A 15,884-nucleotide genomic window follows, 5' to 3' on the forward strand; every position below is an offset into this window, starting at 1 on the left:
GGCCGCCCTCTCTTCGGGGTGGCGCCGCTCATTCCGGATACGGGGGCTCCGAGTGCCGGAATATCTGCCTGGCGTGGGCACGGGTCGTGGCGGTATGCGTGTGACGACAGTGGCGCTTCATGACAGCAGAGTGCTGTCCGCCATTCCGCATATCGTCGCCAGGCTGCGCGACGCCTCGTCCAACGTGGACATTGATGTCATCGCGAAACAGGTGCACACGGCTCCGCACTATTTCCGGAAGATCTTCCGGGACACCACCGGCGAGTCGGTGCAGCGGTATGTGCGCCGGTACCGCCTCGAACTGGCGGCCTACCGGCTGGTGTTCACGAGCTGGCCGGTGCACGAGGTGGCCGCCCGGTGCGGCTATTCGGCGCACGCGCCGTTCACGCGGGCGGTCCGTGAGGCCTTCGGGAGCACGCCGGCCGAACTGCGGCGCCGGGAGCCGAGCGCGCCCTGGCCGACGTCCGGACCGGGCTGCTCCGGCCTGGTCGAGGTGGACAGCGGCAGTCGCGTGGTGGCCTTCCTGCGGCACTTCGGCAGTCATGCGTCACTGGCCGGCCGCTGGCGGCAGCTGCGGGACTGGCTGGAGGTCCACGGGTACGAGCCGGATGCCCAGCAGCCGGTGGAGATCACCCACGACGATCCGGAGCTCTACCAGGACGCGTCGATCCGCTTCGACGTGGGCACGGTGGTGCCGCTGGGCTTCGTACCGTCGGACGGCATCGGGCTCCAGGTGGTTCCCGCGCAACGGCGGTTGCAGATCACGCACACGGGTCCCGTGCAGCTGATCCCCTACACGTTCATGCATCTGGCGGTCAGCGCGGTGATGCTGGGGCTGTACGACGGCGACCGGCCGCCGATGCCGTATCTGGTGGAGTACGAGCGGATTCCGTGGTGCCGGCCGGAGGTCAGGACGCTGGCGTGGGTGAGCCTACCGCTGGGGCCCGCGCCGGCGGCGCCGGCGCGGGCCTGAGGGGTGGCGCACGGCCCGGTCAGCCGCCCGCTTCGGCGGCCATACGGCGCTTCACGGGGGGCATGTGGTCGATCATGCGGAAGGTGGCGCGGGTCAGCGCCCGGCTGACGGCGTTCTCGGCGAGGGAACGCTCCAGGTTCTTCTTCGACTTCAGGACCGTGTCCGCGGCGTAGGCGCGCATCGCCGACTCGTACCGGCCCACGGCCTGTTCGAGCCGCTCGTCGTCGCGGGCGGCGGCGGCCAGGTGCCGGGTGAGCAGTTCGGCGTCGCGCAGGGCCATGTTGCCGCCCATCCCGCCGAGCGGGGTCGCGCAATGCGCGGCGTCGCCGAGGAGGGTGATCCGGGACGGCTGCCAGGCGGGCACGGACTCGGCGGTCCGCACCGACAGTGCGGTGAGGGTGTCCGGGTCGGCGTCGGCGACCATCCGGCGCAGCAGCGGGTGCCAGTCGTCGACCAGGCGCCGCACTGCCGGGGCAAGTCGCTCGGGACCGAGCGAGGTCCGCGCCGGCAGGCCCAGGCGCTCCGGTGTGGCCGTGATCGCCCACATCAGGTAGTCGGTGTCGGTGTCGAAGAGCAGGTCGCCTCCGGCGGCGGGCAGGCCGAGCGCCTTGCTCGGCCTGGTGCGGTACTCGTGCGTGGCGGCGAACATCCGGGAGCCGTGGGGGCCCATCACGATGTGCGCGGACGCCAGCAGCGGCGGGTGGATCCAGCCGCGGAGCCGGTCGTCGAGGGGCAGCTTCCCGGCCACGCCCATCGCCCCGGTGTCCGACACGCGCATCTGGGGCAGCCGCTGGGTGCGCACCCGTGACCGGCAGCCGTCGGCGCCGACCAGGACGTCGCCTTCGGCCGTGGACCCGTCCGCGAAGCAGGCGATGACGCGGCCGTCGCCGCGCTCCTCGTAACGCTCGTACCGGCGGCCGAAGCTGACCGCGTCCTCCAGGCCGCGCAGCAGGAGGTGACGGAGCGTCACCCGGCACACGGACCGGTGGTTGCGCAGCGGGTCCTGGTCGCTGGGCCCCTCCAGGCTGAGCAAGGGGCTCAGGCGGTGGTCGGTGAAGCACAGGCCCCTGCCGCCGCTGCCGCTCGTCTCCAGGAACAACTCGAACAACTCGTCGCTCAGGCAGGCGCGCAGCGCGCGGGTCCCGAACGGGTTGACGTGGATGCGGAAGCCCTGCGAGCGGTCGACGGGGGTGACGTCGCGTTCGAACACCTCCACGTCGACGCCCTGTCCGCGCAGCCCTTGCGCGAGGGTCAGTCCGGCGAGACCCGCGCCGATCACCAGTACCTTGAACGCCTTCCGCGGCATCGGGTTCTCCTTCGGCTCGTGGGCTCCCGGCGTGGCCGGTCCGATCTGCGAAATGGTTCGTACGGTCTCGCACACGATGTGTCCGTGCGGCGCGTGGGCGGAAGCCGGGGCGGCGAGGATCTGCGTGACGGTCAACTACGGGTGTTCCGGCCGCGGCGAAGTTGACCAGCCGCTCCTTCGCGGGGGCCTGGGCGGCACGTGCGGGCGTCCTGCGCTAGCGTCCGCCGTCATGACGATCGTTTCGCTCAAGGAATTACGGGCCGAGTTGCGGGATCTCGCGGAGCCGGCCGTGCGGGCGCAGCAGGAGCGGGTGCTCAGCCGCGCGGAGGACGACGAACTGCTCGGCGTGCGCGTTCCGGTGCTGCGCAAGCTGGCGCGCGCGTACCGCGGCCTGTCCCTCGACGACGTGGACGTGCTGCTGCGCAGCCGTGTCCACGAGGAGCGCTTCGCCGGGCTGCTGGTCCTGGCCGAGCAGGTGCGCACGGCGCGCGGCGCGGACCGCAAGGCGCTGGTCGACTTCTATCTGGCGCGTACCGAGTGCGTGGACAACTGGGACCTGGTCGACGGCTCCGCGCACGTCGTGCTCGGGCCGTGGCTGCTGGAGGGGGACCTGCGGGTCCTGGACGAACTCGCCGCGTCCTCCTGGCTGTGGGACCGGCGGATCGCGGTGCTGGCCACGCTGGCGCTGATCCGCGAGGGGCGTTTCGAACCGACGTTCCACCTGGTGCTGACGTTGCGCGAGGACCCGGAACCCCTGATCCACAAGGCGCTCGGCTGGATGCTGCGGGAGATCGGCCGCCGGGACGAGCCGCTCATGGTGGCCTTCCTCGACCGGCACCTCGACGAGCTGCCGCGCATCACCGTGCGCTATGCGACGGAGCGGCTGGCGCCGGCCGAGCGGGCACGGTTCGTCAAGGCGCGGTAGGGCGGGAACGGGCGATAGAGCCAGAACGGACGACAGGGCCGGGAACAGGCGAGAGGCCGGGAACGGGCGACGGGGCCGGGACAGCCCTCGGCGCGGCCCGGAACGTTCCCCTGCGCCGGCCATCGGGGGGGCCGGCGCAGGGGAACGTCGCAGCGGACCGGTGCCGGGTCAGTCGACGTCCGCCGTCCGTGGCTCGCCGGAGGACGGCTGTCCGGCCGGCTCCGCCGCGGGCGGGGCCGGTTTGATGGCGAGCGCGCACAACGCGCCCGCCGCGAGGACCGCCATCTGGATGAGCATGCTGACGCGGATAGCGCCGGCCAGGGTCTCGTGGAAGGCGTCCAGGGCCGCCTGTGTCGGCCGGCCCGCGGCTTCCACGGGACGGCCGGTGGCGATGTTCCGGCCCTCGCCGAGCCGGACTTGCAGCACCACGCCGATGGCGGCGCTGGCGAGCAGGCCCCCGAGCTCCTGGACGGTGTTGACGGTTCCGGAGGCGACGCCGCTGAGCTGGGGCGGCACCTCGCGCATGCCGACGCTGAACATCGGCGCGAACGTGAAGCCGGTGCCGACGCCGGCGAGCACCAGCGGCCCCACCAGCTGCCAGACCGAGGCGTGGGCGGTGGCCTGCGAGGCGATGAGTCCGAGGCCCGCGGAGAAGCACACCAGGCCGCCGAGCAGGACGCGTTTGGGACCGGCCGTCTCGATGACCCGGCCGCTGATGACGGCGGTGGCGACCGACGCCAGCGGCATCACGGCGATCACCAGTCCGGCCCTGGCCGCGGACAGGCCCTGCACGCTCTGCAAGTACAGCGTCAGCGGCAGGAACGCGCCGACGACACCGAAGCCGACGGTGACGGCGATCAGGTTCATCAGGGTGAAGCTGCGGGCACGGAACAGGACGAACGGCACCAGCGGAACACCGGACTGCCGCCTGCGCTGGTCGGCGAAGAAGGCGGCGAGCAGCACCAGGCCCACCACGATGATCGCCCAGACCGTCGCCGACCAGTGCAGCCGCTCACCCTCGACGAGGCCGAAGACCACGGCGCCGACGCCGGACAGGAGCAGCAGGACGGAGCCGATGCCCAGCGGTTGGCGCAGTCCCGGCCTCGGGTCGGGCAGGAAGCGCAGCACCAGGAAGAAGGTGAGCAGGCCGATGGGCAGGTTGACGTAGAAGATCCAGCGCCAGGAGGCGCCGGTGACCAGGAATCCGCCGACGAGCGGGCCGGCCAGCACGGCCAGTCCCGACAGCGCGCCGGTGAACCCGAAGGCGGCTCCCCACTTCTGCGGCGGGAACAGCGTGGTGATCATGGGCATGAGCTGGGGGACGAGGAGCGCTCCGCCGACGCCCTGGAGCACCCGTAACGGGATCAGCTGCCAGGGCGCCTGGGCGGCGCCGCACAGGACCGACGCGGTGACGAAGACGGTGAGGCCGATCAGGTACATCCGCCGCGGGCCGTGCAGGTCGCCGAGTCGCCCGGCGAGGATCAGGGTGGTGGCGAAGGCCATGATGTACGCGCTGAAGACCCAGACCGCCTGGTCGATCGAGGCGTCGAACGTCTCGATGAGACTGGGCGTGGCCGAGCTGACGATCGTGACGTCGAGCAGGGTCATGAAGACGCCGAGGCAGAGCATCCCCAGCGCCGCCCACGGGTTGGTACCCGTGGGCCTGGGGTCCGATGGTGAGGTCACGTGTCTTCTCCAGTCACTGTTTCTGTCATGAAGCCGAAGTGCAGCGGCTTCACCGGGCACCGCTCGACGCCCGGCCGGTCCCCCCGTTCCTCGGCCAGCTCCGCGGCCCGGGCGTACAGGGCGCCCGCCGCCGGTTCGCCGGATGCCTTCGCCGGTCCGTGCGGGTCGCTCCACGCGAGGTGTTCGGTCAGGAAGGGGCCGTGCAGGTTCTCGCCGGCGTACAGCGCGGGCGCGCCGGGGGCGAGCAGTCCGGCCCGGGCGAGGGCGTCCCAGTAGCTCGGCAGCAGTTCGGCCAGCCGCTCGGTACGGCCTTCGCGCACCTGGTAGGTCGTCAGCGTGTGCAGGGGTGCGTCGGCGGGGGTGTCGTGGGCGGCGCCCCCGGTGAGCCGGGTGACGGCCGGCCAGTCGACGGGCGGGCGGGCGCCGCGGGCTTCGGTGAGGGCGAACATCTCCTGCCACAGGGAGTTGATCTCCGGGTCGAGGTACGCGCGGTCGACGGCGCCCGGCACGCCCCAGGTGACGAGTTCCACGATGAAGGGGCCGTCGCCGCCCTGGCCGTGGGCGATCCAGGAGGGTTCGCCGGTGACCAGGCCCTGGCGGCGCAGGAGCGGCCAGTGGCGGGCCAGGACCCCCAGGGCTGCCTCGTGCCGTCCGGGCTTGAGAAGGTATGTGGTGAGCATCTTCTGCTCGTGGGACCGGTCCTGGTGGCCGGGGGCGCGGTGGTGAGCAGGCATGATCGTCCACCCTTCGCTTCGTTCCTCGGTGATCGGATGCCGGGCGGTCGCCCGGGTGGCGGCCTCAGCGGGGGCGGTGTCCCCAGACGCTGAGCACGGAGCTGGACGGCTCGGCGAGGTCGTCGTCGCGGAGCCGGGACACGGCGGCCTCGAACTGGGCGGCGGTGAGGTGTCCGCGGCCGAGCAGCCGGGGCCTCAGTTGCTCCAGTGTCAGCCGTGAGAACTCCGACGCCGCGCTGCCCGGGCGGAAGGGGTAGACCCGCATCTGGGCGCCGCAGTCGGTCAGTCCGTGACGGACCAGCGGCTGGGGCGGGTCGACCATCAGGTCGCGCACCCACTGCGGGTCCGCGCCGGCATCCCGGCTCAGCACCTGGGACACGGCGTCCAGGGCGCCGCCGACCACCGTGGTGGGGTCGTACGGGGGGAATCCGGCGAGTTCCTCGACGACGATGCAGCCGCCGGGCGCGAGCCAGCCGGCGAGGCGTCCCAGGACCGCCTGGGGATCGTCGAGGAAGATCAGTACGGAGCGGCAGTGGATGAGGTCGACGCCCCGCACGGGGGCCGGGTCGACGGCCGCGTCGTGCCGCAGCGGGACCAGGTTGGGCAGACCGCCGCCGTCCAGGTGGCGCAGGTCGATGTCGGTCGCCCAGACCCGGGCGCCGGGGTGGCGGCGGGCCAGGTGGCGGGCCACGGTGCCCGCGCCGGCTCCGATCTCCACGATCTCGCGGGGGTGGTCGGGCACGCAGGCGTCCAGGATCTCGATGGTCGCCGGGTCGGTCATGGCCGCCAGCATCTCCAGACGCAGGCGCTCGTGTTCCCAGGCCGGATCGAGCGCCATTGAACCGTTGTTGTCGCGCGGGGCTGCCTCCACCGTGTCCCCTCTCGTCCGCGTGACGGTGACGGCACCGCGGCCGTCCGTGCGGCGGAGTCTTCCAGCGGCCGGGGGCGTCGGCCCGTGCCCGGCGCCAAGGCGTCCGCGAAGGTCACTTACTTCTCCGGGGGTCCGCCGGGAGTTGACCGGGATGGCGAATCGTCACGGACGCGGGGTGGAGCGGAAGACTCCGCAGGGTGGGCCGGGAGGGGCGCGCTCGTCGCCTCAGGCGTCGGGCTCCGGGCGGACCGCGCACCGGATCCCCCGGAAGTTGGACGAGCCCATCTCCTCGTTCTCGTCGTCGTCGCCGGTGAGCCGGTTGAGGTTGCTCTCGCGCCAGCCGCCGTCCGCGCCGCGCTCGGGGTACCACCAGGTGGCCGCGGCCACGACGACGTCGGGGGCGATGGTGTCGGTGACGCGTGCGCGCATCCGGACCGTGCGACCGCGGGCGCAGACGAGCACCCAGGCGCCGTCCTGGACCCCTTCGCGGGCCGCGGCCTCGGGGTGGAGTTCGACGACGGGGTCGGGTTCCTTGGCCCGCAGCGGCCCGAGGCTGCGGAACTCGGAGTTGAAGAAGAACGGCGAGTGGGCGGAGGTGAGCAGGTACGGGCCGTCTTCGGGGCGTTCGGCGGCGGGGCGGTGCACGGGCAGCGGTGCGTAGCCGAAGGCGCGGAGCGCGTCGCAGCGGATGTTGAAGCGGCCACTGCGGGTGGCGAAGCCCTGGGTGCGGTACTTCTCGTACGTCAGCGGTGTGGCGCGGTAGTGCTGGTCGGTCAGGGCTTTGAAGTCCATGCCGATGGGGGCCAGCCGGGCGTCGAGGGAGTCCGCGGTGGTGTCCCAGAAGTTGTCGCCGAGCCCGAGACGCGTCGCGAGCCCGCTCAGGATCTCCTCGTCGGAGCGGCACTCGCCGACCTGCGCGAACCTGCGGCGCGCCGCGACGTAGTGGGCGTGTTCGACGATCTGGTCCCTCTCCAGCCAGCCGCCGACCGGCAGCACGATGTCGGCCATGGCCGCGGTGGGGGTCAGGTACAGGTCGGCCACGGCGAGGAAGCCGAGGCTGTCGAGCGCGGCGTGGACGCGGTCGGAGTCCGCGTAGTTGACCAGCAGGTTACTGCCGTGCACGAGCATGGTCGTGACCGGGTAGGGGCGGTGGTCGAGGATCGCGTCCCAGACGGCGCGGGGGTGTGCCCAGCCGGCCATCGACAGGATGCGGTGGCGGTCGGCACCGAGCCGTTGGGGGTGCTGCTCTGCCGGCAGTGCCTCGGTGAGGGGCAGGGTGCGGCGGCCGATGATGCCGGGGGGCTCGAAGATCACGTCGCCGCCCCGCCGGTCGATGTTCCCGCAGATCGCGGAGAGGATGGCGAGGGCCCGGCAGACGTGGAAGGAATTGCGGTTCTGCTGGGCGCCGGTGCCCAGTTCGACGGCGGCGGCGGGTGCCGAGGCGTAGGCGAGGGCGGCCTCGCGCACTTCGGCGGCGCGGACTCCGGTGAGGTGCTCGGTCTTCTCGGGGGCGTAGGCGGCGACGTGGTCGGCCAGGTCCTCGAACCCGACGGTGTGGTCCCGGACGAAGTCGTGGTCGTAGGCGTCCGCCTCGATGACCGTGTGGATCATGGCGAGGGCGAGTGCGGCGTCGCCTCCCGGACGTACCGGAAGGTGGTGCTGGGCCCGGTTGGCGAGGGCGGTGCGCCGGGGGTCGACGACGATCATGCGGGTGCCGCGGCGCACGGCGTCCAGGAGCCGGGTGCCGATCACGCCGTCGCCGTGGGTCATGGACTTGTTGCACCCCCACAGCAGGACGACGTCGGGCGAGCCCTCGTAGTCGCAGAAGGTGAAGGCGCCCATGGTGAGGATGCCCGCCATCACCCGTGGGTAGAAGCAGACGTGGGCCGGTCCGAGGACGTTGGGCGTGCCGTAGCTGTTGGCGAACCGGAACAGCCACTCCTGGTAGTTGCGGTCCGTGCCCTGGGCGACGACCAGCGACTCGGGGCCGTGTCGTGTCCGGGTGCGGTCGAGCGCGTCGGCGACGCGGTCGAGGGCCTCCTCCCAGCCGATGGGCCGGAAGCTCCCGCTGCCGCGCGGACCGGTGCGCAGCAGCGGCCGGGTCAGCCGGTCGGTGCCGTACAGCTGGTCGAGGGACGCGCGGCCCTTGGCGCACAGGAATCCGCGGTTGTTGGGGTTGTCCGGGTCGCCCTCGACGCGGGTGAGGCGTCCGCCCCGTACGTCCACCAGGGCGCCGCAGCCGCCGTGGCACATCCGGCAGACGGTGCGGTGGACGCCGTCCTCGACCAGGGTCGTCACTTCGGGTTCGGTCACTGGGGTGCCTCCGGGCGTCGGGTGGGCGCGTGGCGCCGGCCGCGCCGCGGGTGCGCGGCGGCGTGCGCGGCGAGCAGAGGGGCGCGTGCGTCGTCGGGCAGCCGCTTGAGGGCCTCGCGCACCGTGAGCGAGGCGGCCCGGGACAGCCGCGGGGTGAGCCAGCCGGTGACCGCCGCGGCGTGGTGTTTGGTGCCTTCGCGCAGGGTCCAGCCGATCGCCTTGCGGACGAAGAACCTGTCGTCGTCGAGGAGGGGATCGACGGCGGTGGTGAAGGCGGGGAACCAGCGGGTGAAGGTGTCCTCGCCGCGCAGGGCGGGGAGGAAACAGAGGATGCCGCCGCGCCGGACCCACTGTGCTTCGTCGGCGGTCCACCGGAGCACCGCGGGGGTGGTCTCCCGGGGGTGGCGCAGCAGGAGCCGCCCTGCTGCGAAGGGGGCGAGCAGGTCGGTGTGCGCCCAGGTGGCGCAGGTGCGCAGCAGGTCCTCCAGGAGCGCGGTGTCGTCGGGGCGCAGCAGGGGGGCGTAGGCGTCCAGGAGCAGCAGGGCGGTCGAGCGGTGCTCGTGGACGGGCTGTGCCCACAGGTCGGTGACCAGGTCGACGAGCTCGGCGTGCCCGAGCCCCTGCCCGCTCCGCCGGGTGAAGGAGCGGACCACGCCCCGCATCGCCGGCAGGGGTACGCCGATGTGGTGCAGGTCGCTGCGGAGGTACCGCTTCTCTCCGGCCGCCCGGCCGGGGACGGCGTTGTCCTCCAGGCGTGCCCGCAGTTCGGCGGCCAGGGCGGCGGGGGGCGGGGCATGCATGCGCGTTTCCCTCAGCCTCGGGCGAGCGGGATGCCGCCCGTGGTGGTCCGCAGGGCGCCGGCGGCGCGTGCGACGCTCCGGGCGAGATCGTCGATCCGGTCGTACAGGTCCGGGTCGACGGGGACACCGCCGTTCAGTGCGGTGCGCCCCTGGGGTACGGCGACCTGGCCGGGCACCATCCAGGCCCGCAGCCAGCGGGCCGTGATCCTGAGGTCGTTGAGGGCGTTGCTGTTGCTGCGTCCGCCGAGGGCCACGATGGCGCCGAACACCTTTCCCTCGGCGTGTTCGAAGTCCAGCAGGTCGATGGCGTTCTTCAGCGCGCCGTTGATGCCGCCGTGGTACTCGGCGCCGCTGAGGATGATCCCGTCGGCGGTGCGGACCGCTTCCCGCAGGACGGCCACGTCGGGGAAGTGCGGCCAGGGTTCGCGCTTGTCGCCGTTGCAGAAGGGGAGTTGCAGCTCGCGCAGGTCGAGCAGCCGTACCGGGTGGCCGTCCGCGGCGAGGGTGCGCAGCGCGCGGCGCAGCAGCGTCTGGCTGGTGGATCCGGGGCGCATGCTGCCGCCGATGCCCAGGACCGAGGCCGGGGCCGTGGGGGTCATTCGTCCTCGCAGATGGCGTCGGCGGGGCAGCAGTCCATCGCCTCGTACACGGCGTCCTCGTCGTCCTCGGTCTCGGGCTGGCGCAGCACGTAGGAGTAGCCGGCCTCGTCGTTGCGGGCGAAGAAGTCGGGAGCGACGCAGCGGCAGGTGTCGCAGTCGGTGCACTCCACGTTGACGTAGAACCGGCCGGTGGCGTTGTCCGGTACGCGGGCGGGGTCCTGGACGGTCATGCGGGTCCTCCCGGGCGCGCGCCGGCGTGCACGAGTTCGAGGACGCGGTCGGTGTCCTCGCGGACCAGGTGCCCGTAGGTGTGGCCGAGTTCGTCGGCGGGCGCGTAGGCGAGCAGCCGGATGCCGTCGAAGCTGGCCAGGAAGTCGAGCAGGGGCCGCACGTGTCCGGGGGCGTCGATGCAGAGACCGAAGTGCGACATCAGGCTGGTCTTCTGCTCGGCCGGCCGTTCGGCCCATATGTCGCGCCGGCGGCAGGTGAACAGTTCCACCTCGTTGCCGAGGTCGGTGCGGAGGTTGATCCAGTGGCCGGGTGTGCCGTACGCGCGGGGCGCGATGTGGGAGGGGCCGGTGGTCACGTGGCCGACGCGCGGGCAGGCGCGGACCGTTTCCAGCCAGTCCTCGAAGTCCGTCTCGTGGCGGTAGTCCCCGATGTAGAGCGCCACGTGGTGCAGCCCGGTGATGCGCAGGGTCCGCGCGTCGAGGGGCTGGCCGAAGAAGGCGCCCAGCACCTCGGGCACGGGGGTGTCGTGGGCCCCGTCGGCCCAGTCCAGGAACTTCTCCAGGACCGGCTCCCGGTCGGCCCCGGTGGGAATGGCCTCGCTGACAGGAAACAGCACGGTGTGGCTCACCTCCGGGTGAGGTAGTCGCTGAGCAGGGTTTCGAGGTCCTCGTGTCCGGCGTACGGCTGCTGGAGACCGCCGTAGAGTTCGGGGCGGCGGCCGTGCAGGCAGAAGTAGAGGCTGCGCCTGAACGACAGGTCGACCTCGCGCATGGTGCGCAGGTACTCCAGGTCGAGCCGGGCGGTCAGGACGGCCTCCTCCTCGTCGAGGCTGGCCAGGAGCTCCTCGGGAGCGGCGACCGTGCTGTGCCCGGCGACCTCGATGGAGACCTGGCGGCCGGCCCGTTCGCCCGTGACGCCGCCGACGGCGCTGGCGAGGAGGGTGTAGCACACGTTGAAGGAGGAGTTGGCCTGGAGACAGGGCCGGGTGATCTGGATGTTGCCGCGCAGCGCGGCTCCCGGTACGGCGATGATCTCGGCGCCGCGCAGCGCGAGCATGCGGGGCACCTCGGGGATCCAGAAGTCGGAGCAGACGCAGACGCCGAGCCGCCCGAACGGGGTGTCGACGAGGGCGAACTCGTCGCTCGGGCTCACCGACACCATTTCGGCGGCGAAGCGGTGGGTCTTGCGGGCCTTGACGACGATCTCGCCGTGGTCGTCGAGGAGCACGGCGGTGTTGTAGTAGCGGTCCCCGTCGCGTTCGACCACGGTGCCGCACAGGATGTACGCGCCGATCCTGCGGGCCTGTGCGGCGAGCCGTTCGAAGACGGGGCCGGGCACGGTCTGGTCGATGACCCCCTTGAGGTGGGCGCGGCCCGGGAAGTAGAAGGGCGGGCCGAGGAAGAACTCGGGCAGGACGACGAGTTCGGCCGCCTCGACGGTGTCGAGCAGGGCCATCGTCCGGTCGAGGTTGACGTCGGGGTCGAGGTCCCACAGCGTCTGGAGGAGGGCGACGCGGGGCCGCGTGGTGGGCTTCACCGGGGATCTCCCAGGGGTAGGGCGCCGGGCCGCGCGGAGGCGGCGATCAGCGCCTGGCCGAGCGGCGAGCGGCGGAAGTCGGCGGGAAAGGGCGCCGCCGCCTGCATGCGGCGCAGTTCGTGCAGGTCCAGGTCGGCGCTGACCACGCACTCCTCGCGGTCGGCCTCGGCCAGGACCGGTTCCTGACGGCGGAAGTCACGGGAGTAGGCGCCGATCGCCATGGGGCTGCGGATGACGGCCGTGCGGCCCATGTAGGTGAGGCCGGCCAGGGTGTTCTCCCCGGTGGCCCCGGCGAACAGGACGTAGGCGCAGTTCTCGGCCGCGCGGGCGAGCAGCATCTGCCGTACCGGCTCGGCGAAGGGCCGCAGCAGGATCGACGGGCACACGACGATCTCGACGCCGTCGGCGAACAGACCGCGCAGCACTTCGGGGAACTGGATGTCGTAGCCGACGACGAGGCCGATGCGGCCCAGCGGTGTGTCCACGACCCGGGTGCCCACCTCCCCGGTGAGGAAGTGGGCCTCCAGGTCGTAGACGACGGTGCGCCGGTAGACGTCGACGAGGCTGCCGTCGTCGGCGATGAGGACGGCCGAGCTGTGCACGTGCTCGCCGTTGCGTTCGAGGAGCCCCGCGGCGATCCAGACGCCGTACCGGCTGGCCCGTTCGGCGAGCCATTCGGTGACCGGGCCCGGTACGGGCTCGGCCACCTCGTGGCTCTTGGGCAGGTTGAGCGCGGTGGCGAACGCCTCCGGCAGGACGACCAGTTCACAGCCGTCGTCCACGGCCTCGTGCACCAGGGCCTCGGCGCGCCGGAGGTTGTCGGTGCGGCGGTTGGTGGCCACGGACAGCTGGACGAGGCCGACGCGCAGCCGTCTGCGAAGGGTCATGGGAGGCGCTCCTGGGTGGCGGACGTCCGGTGGCGGGGGGCGGGAGGCCGACGGGGGTTCAGCCGGTGAACACCGCGTCGTAGATGCCTGGTTCGCCGACGCTGTAGCCGACGTGCAGCGGTCGCGAGGAGGTGATCAGGTTGATGTTCTCCTTGGCCACCGTCCACGAGCCCAGGCCCCGCTGGTCGAGCAGTTCGCGCATCTCGGGTTCGCTGTAGGAGGCGCGCAGCGACGTCATGAACGCCTCGGCGTCCCCGTCCGCGTACTGGAGCACGAAGGAGACCATGCCCTCGTCGGCGTCCCGCGCCAGGTCGTAGAGGACCACGATGCCGTCGGGCCGGCACACCCGGGCGCACTCGCTGACGATCCGGTCGGGCTTGTCCCAGCGGGCCACGGCGCAGAAGCTGAAGACGACGTCGAAGGAGTCGTCCTCGTACGGCAGCCGGGTCAGGCGGGCCCATTCGCAGGAGAAGTCGCCGCCGTAGCCGACCAGGTTGGAGAAGATGGTGTTCTCGCGGGCCACTTCGAGGAAGGCGTCGTTGCTGTCGACGCCGGTGAAGAGGGCGCCGGGGTGCTGGGCGGCGAGCCGCAGCGAGATCAGGCCGCTGGCGCAGCCGACTTCGAGGATCTCCTTGCCGTCGCCGCAGTGGGGGCCGATGAGCTTCATCATGTGCTGCATCGGGATGATCATCGAGGTGCGGATGTTGCGGTCGTAGGCCCGGCACTGGTCGACGTCGTCGAACGTGTCCTTCTGCGGGACCCGTTCGGCCAGGTCGAAGATGCGGCCGCGCGGCCGGCGCCGCAGTTTCGCGGGAGTGGTCTCAGAGCTGGACAACGGGGAGCCCCTTCCGTCCGTCGGCACGGTCGATCTGCCAGTTGAGGATCTCGGTGCTTGCCGACGTGGGCTGCGGCAGGCGGTAGTTGGCGTCGGAGTAGAACGTCTTGCAGATGTTGTCGATGTAGTACCAGCCCTTGGGGTACGTCACCTGGATGGCCTCGTCGGTGATCTCGATCAGGCCCTTGGCGGCCAGGTCGTCGCACTTGTCCTTGAAGTACTCGTAGGGGTCGACTCCGTGGCGCTCGCGGTAGACGGACCGCTTCATGCGCAGCAGTTTGAGTCCGAGGACGAGGCTGCGGCAGCGCTGTTCGTGCTCGTCGGTGTAGGCGCCCATCACGACGGGCAGCCGGCCCGCGTTGCAGGTCTCGATGTAGGCGTTGATGTCGGGCTCGGTGAGGTACATCCGGTTGTTGAGGTAGCCGTAGGCCCCGGAGCCCATGGCCACCATGTCGCCGCACCGGCCCCACACCTGGGAGAGGTGGTCGGTGAGGTAGAAGGTGTCGGTCTCCAGGCCCCGGTAGGGCTTGGAGCCGTCGGTGAGCACCGGGTAGGTCCTGACGCCCTTGGCCTCCCACTCGGGCCTCATGGGTTCGATGAAGTCGTTGTAGGTCAGGGCCAGGTACCCGGCGTCCATCAGCGTGGTGTGCAGGTACTGGTACATCTCGTCGGCTTCGTGCGTGCTGGGGCAGGGCGGGGTGGCCCCGGACTGGAGGGCGAAGAACACCTCGGAGCCGGGCAGGACCGCGTAGTTGTACACCGAGAACGACGTCACGGGCAGGTCCATCAGGGTCCTGATGTCCTGCGCCCACAGCTCGTGGGTCTGGCCCGGGATGCCGATCATGTAGTCGATGCAGAGGTTCTCCATGCCGCTGCGGTCGATCAGCTCGATCGTCCTGGTGGCGGACTCGCCGGTGTGCGCCCGGGCGCGGCCGAGGTAGCGCAACAGCGGGTCGTGGAAGGTCTGCACGCCCAGGCTCATGCGGTTGACCCCGTGCTTGAGCAGGACGTCGAGCTTGTGCTGGTCCACGTCGACGGGGGTGGACTCGATGGTGACGGAGCAGTCGTCGCTGAAGTTGAGGCGCTGCTTCATGAAGCCGAGCAGGTCGTCGAGCTCCTCGGCGCGCAGGGTGGTGGGGGTGCCGCCGCCGAAGTAGCCGGAGGTGAAGACCACGTCCTTGAGGTACGGCAGCCGGGAGTACATGTCGATCTCGGCCTTCAGCGCCTCGATGTAGCGCCTGACCAGGGTGTTGCGGGTGTTGAACTTGTTGTACGGGCACGAGGTGCACACCTGGTTGCAGAAGGGGATGTGCACGTAGAACGAGGTGGTCTTGGGGAACTTCTCCTGCTGGGCGTACATCGCGTCGGCGGTGAGGGGCCTGACGTCGCAGGGGTACCAGCGCACGAACTCGATGTCCCGTTCCGGGTATTCGCGCCAGAAGCTGGGTGTGTCGAGGAAGTTCCTGGTGATGGTGGTGTCGGTCACGGGTTCCTCCCGTATCGGATGGCGAACGTCATGGGACCGTCCGCTTCGGCCCGCCAGTCGTTCAGGCCCGTGGCGGTGAGCAGGGCCCTGGCCTCGGTGAGGGTGTATGCGCCGCGCAACGAGGTGAGGAAGGTCCGCAGCCGGTAGCGGCCCGCCTCCGAGGTGTCGTCGGCCATCTCCCTGAGCGAGTATTCGAGGATGAACGGGTCGGGGTCGCGCCTCAGGTCGCTGACGAGGACCTGGCCGCCCGGTAGGAGCAGTCGGGCCAGCCGGCGCAGTACGGCGGCCGGGTCCGGCCAGGCGGCGAAGGCGTTGGCGCTGTAGACGGCGGCGAACCGCCGGGTGTTCCAGGGGGGTTGGGCGGGGTCCGGCACTCCCCCGGGCATGCTGTGGACGGTGGCCCGCAGGCCGGCCTCGGCGAGGCGGCGCTCGTACAGGGCGGCGGCGTGCTCCGACTCGCAGGCCGCGTGCAGCTCGGTGCGGCCCAGGCGCAGCAGTTCCACGCCGAGCCCGCCGTAGCCCGATCCGGCTTCGAGCACCGGGCCGGCGCCGGCCGCGTCCATGACCTCGCGCAGGAACTCGCCCTTGTACCGGCCGCGTTCGGCCAGGTAGCGGTCGTAGTCCTGGCGCTCCTTGTCGCTGGAGCGCGGATGGCGCGCGGGGACGCGTACGGCGAGCGAGGGGGCCGTGGCCATCGTGCGG

The 15,884-nt window shown here is 71.7% G+C and carries 16 protein-coding genes; 2 read left to right on the forward strand and 14 right to left on the reverse strand.

Going from position 1 to position 15,884, the window contains the following annotated elements:
• Positions 1–130: 130 nt before the first annotated feature.
• Positions 131–973, forward strand: coding sequence for an AraC family transcriptional regulator (locus AQJ11_RS07330; protein WP_014677056.1), 843 nt, complete (start codon positions 131–133; stop codon positions 971–973).
• Between the two features lie 19 nt (positions 974–992).
• Here the strand turns inward: AQJ11_RS07330 and AQJ11_RS07335 are convergent, their stop codons facing one another.
• Positions 993–2,279, reverse strand: a complete 1,287-nt coding sequence (locus AQJ11_RS07335) for an FAD-dependent oxidoreductase (protein ID WP_244218143.1) — start codon at positions 2,277–2,279, stop codon at positions 993–995.
• Positions 2,280–2,508: 229 nt separating this feature from the next.
• On the opposite strand from AQJ11_RS07335, the gene AQJ11_RS07340 reads away from it, so the two are divergent.
• Positions 2,509–3,204 carry a DNA alkylation repair protein gene (locus AQJ11_RS07340; protein ID WP_014677054.1) on the forward strand — a complete coding sequence of 232 codons (696 nt, stop codon included), beginning with the start codon at positions 2,509–2,511 and terminating at the stop codon, positions 3,202–3,204.
• A gap of 168 nt (positions 3,205–3,372) precedes the next feature.
• Here AQJ11_RS07340 and AQJ11_RS07345 read toward each other — a convergent pair whose 3' ends face one another.
• The 13 genes from AQJ11_RS07345 to AQJ11_RS07405 form a co-directional block, all read right to left on the reverse strand.
• Complete coding sequence (locus tag AQJ11_RS07345) at positions 3,373–4,890, reverse strand: MFS transporter (protein WP_244218144.1); 1,518 nt, start codon at positions 4,888–4,890, stop codon at positions 3,373–3,375.
• Positions 4,887–5,624 (reverse strand): hypothetical protein, encoded by a 738-nt coding sequence (locus AQJ11_RS07350; RefSeq protein WP_058083450.1) that lies wholly within the window; start codon positions 5,622–5,624, stop codon positions 4,887–4,889. Before AQJ11_RS07350 ends, AQJ11_RS07345 begins: the two co-directional genes overlap by 4 nt.
• A gap of 64 nt (positions 5,625–5,688) precedes the next feature.
• A complete protein-coding gene (locus AQJ11_RS07355) occupies positions 5,689–6,462 on the reverse strand; it encodes a class I SAM-dependent methyltransferase (protein ID WP_244218145.1) in 774 nt (257 codons plus the stop codon).
• 258 nt (positions 6,463–6,720) lie between these two features.
• Positions 6,721–8,808, reverse strand: coding sequence for a molybdopterin-containing oxidoreductase family protein (locus tag AQJ11_RS07360; RefSeq protein ID WP_059262308.1), 2,088 nt, complete (start codon positions 8,806–8,808; stop codon positions 6,721–6,723).
• Positions 8,805–9,608, reverse strand: a complete 804-nt coding sequence (locus tag AQJ11_RS07365; protein ID WP_059262309.1) for a DNA alkylation repair protein — start codon at positions 9,606–9,608, stop codon at positions 8,805–8,807. Before AQJ11_RS07365 ends, AQJ11_RS07360 begins: the two co-directional genes overlap by 4 nt.
• A gap of 11 nt (positions 9,609–9,619) precedes the next feature.
• Positions 9,620–10,207: an NADPH-dependent FMN reductase gene (locus tag AQJ11_RS07370; RefSeq protein WP_058083448.1), complete on the reverse strand. Its 588-nt coding sequence runs from the start codon at positions 10,205–10,207 to the stop codon at positions 9,620–9,622.
• Positions 10,204–10,437 carry a ferredoxin gene (locus tag AQJ11_RS07375; RefSeq protein ID WP_014677046.1) on the reverse strand — a complete coding sequence of 78 codons (234 nt, stop codon included), beginning with the start codon at positions 10,435–10,437 and terminating at the stop codon, positions 10,204–10,206. The genes AQJ11_RS07370 and AQJ11_RS07375 overlap by 4 nt, the downstream gene beginning before the upstream one ends.
• Positions 10,434–11,054, reverse strand: a complete 621-nt coding sequence (locus tag AQJ11_RS07380; protein ID WP_059262704.1) for a hypothetical protein — start codon at positions 11,052–11,054, stop codon at positions 10,434–10,436. Before AQJ11_RS07380 ends, AQJ11_RS07375 begins: the two co-directional genes overlap by 4 nt.
• Positions 11,055–11,062: 8 nt before the next feature.
• The gene (locus AQJ11_RS07385) at positions 11,063–11,974 is read right to left on the reverse strand and encodes a carbon-nitrogen hydrolase family protein (RefSeq protein WP_059262310.1); all 912 of its coding nucleotides are present in this window, start codon (positions 11,972–11,974) and stop codon (positions 11,063–11,065) included.
• Complete coding sequence (locus tag AQJ11_RS07390) at positions 11,971–12,861, reverse strand: carbon-nitrogen hydrolase family protein (RefSeq protein WP_059262311.1); 891 nt, start codon at positions 12,859–12,861, stop codon at positions 11,971–11,973. The genes AQJ11_RS07385 and AQJ11_RS07390 overlap by 4 nt, the downstream gene beginning before the upstream one ends.
• A gap of 58 nt (positions 12,862–12,919) precedes the next feature.
• Entirely contained in the window at positions 12,920–13,696 is a 777-nt protein-coding gene (locus tag AQJ11_RS07395; RefSeq protein ID WP_014677042.1) for a class I SAM-dependent methyltransferase, read from the reverse strand.
• On the reverse strand, positions 13,683–15,182 hold the full coding sequence (locus tag AQJ11_RS07400) for a coproporphyrinogen-III oxidase family protein (RefSeq protein WP_014677041.1): 1,500 nt from the start codon (positions 15,180–15,182) through the stop codon (positions 13,683–13,685). The genes AQJ11_RS07395 and AQJ11_RS07400 overlap by 14 nt, the downstream gene beginning before the upstream one ends.
• Positions 15,179–15,877, reverse strand: a complete 699-nt coding sequence (locus AQJ11_RS07405) for a class I SAM-dependent methyltransferase (RefSeq protein WP_059262312.1) — start codon at positions 15,875–15,877, stop codon at positions 15,179–15,181. The genes AQJ11_RS07400 and AQJ11_RS07405 overlap by 4 nt, the downstream gene beginning before the upstream one ends.
• Positions 15,878–15,884: the final 7 nt, after the last annotated feature.

This window comes from Streptomyces corchorusii, from assembly GCF_001514055.1.
In the GTDB taxonomy this organism is placed as follows: Bacteria; Actinomycetota; Actinomycetes; order Streptomycetales; family Streptomycetaceae; genus Streptomyces; species Streptomyces olivaceoviridis.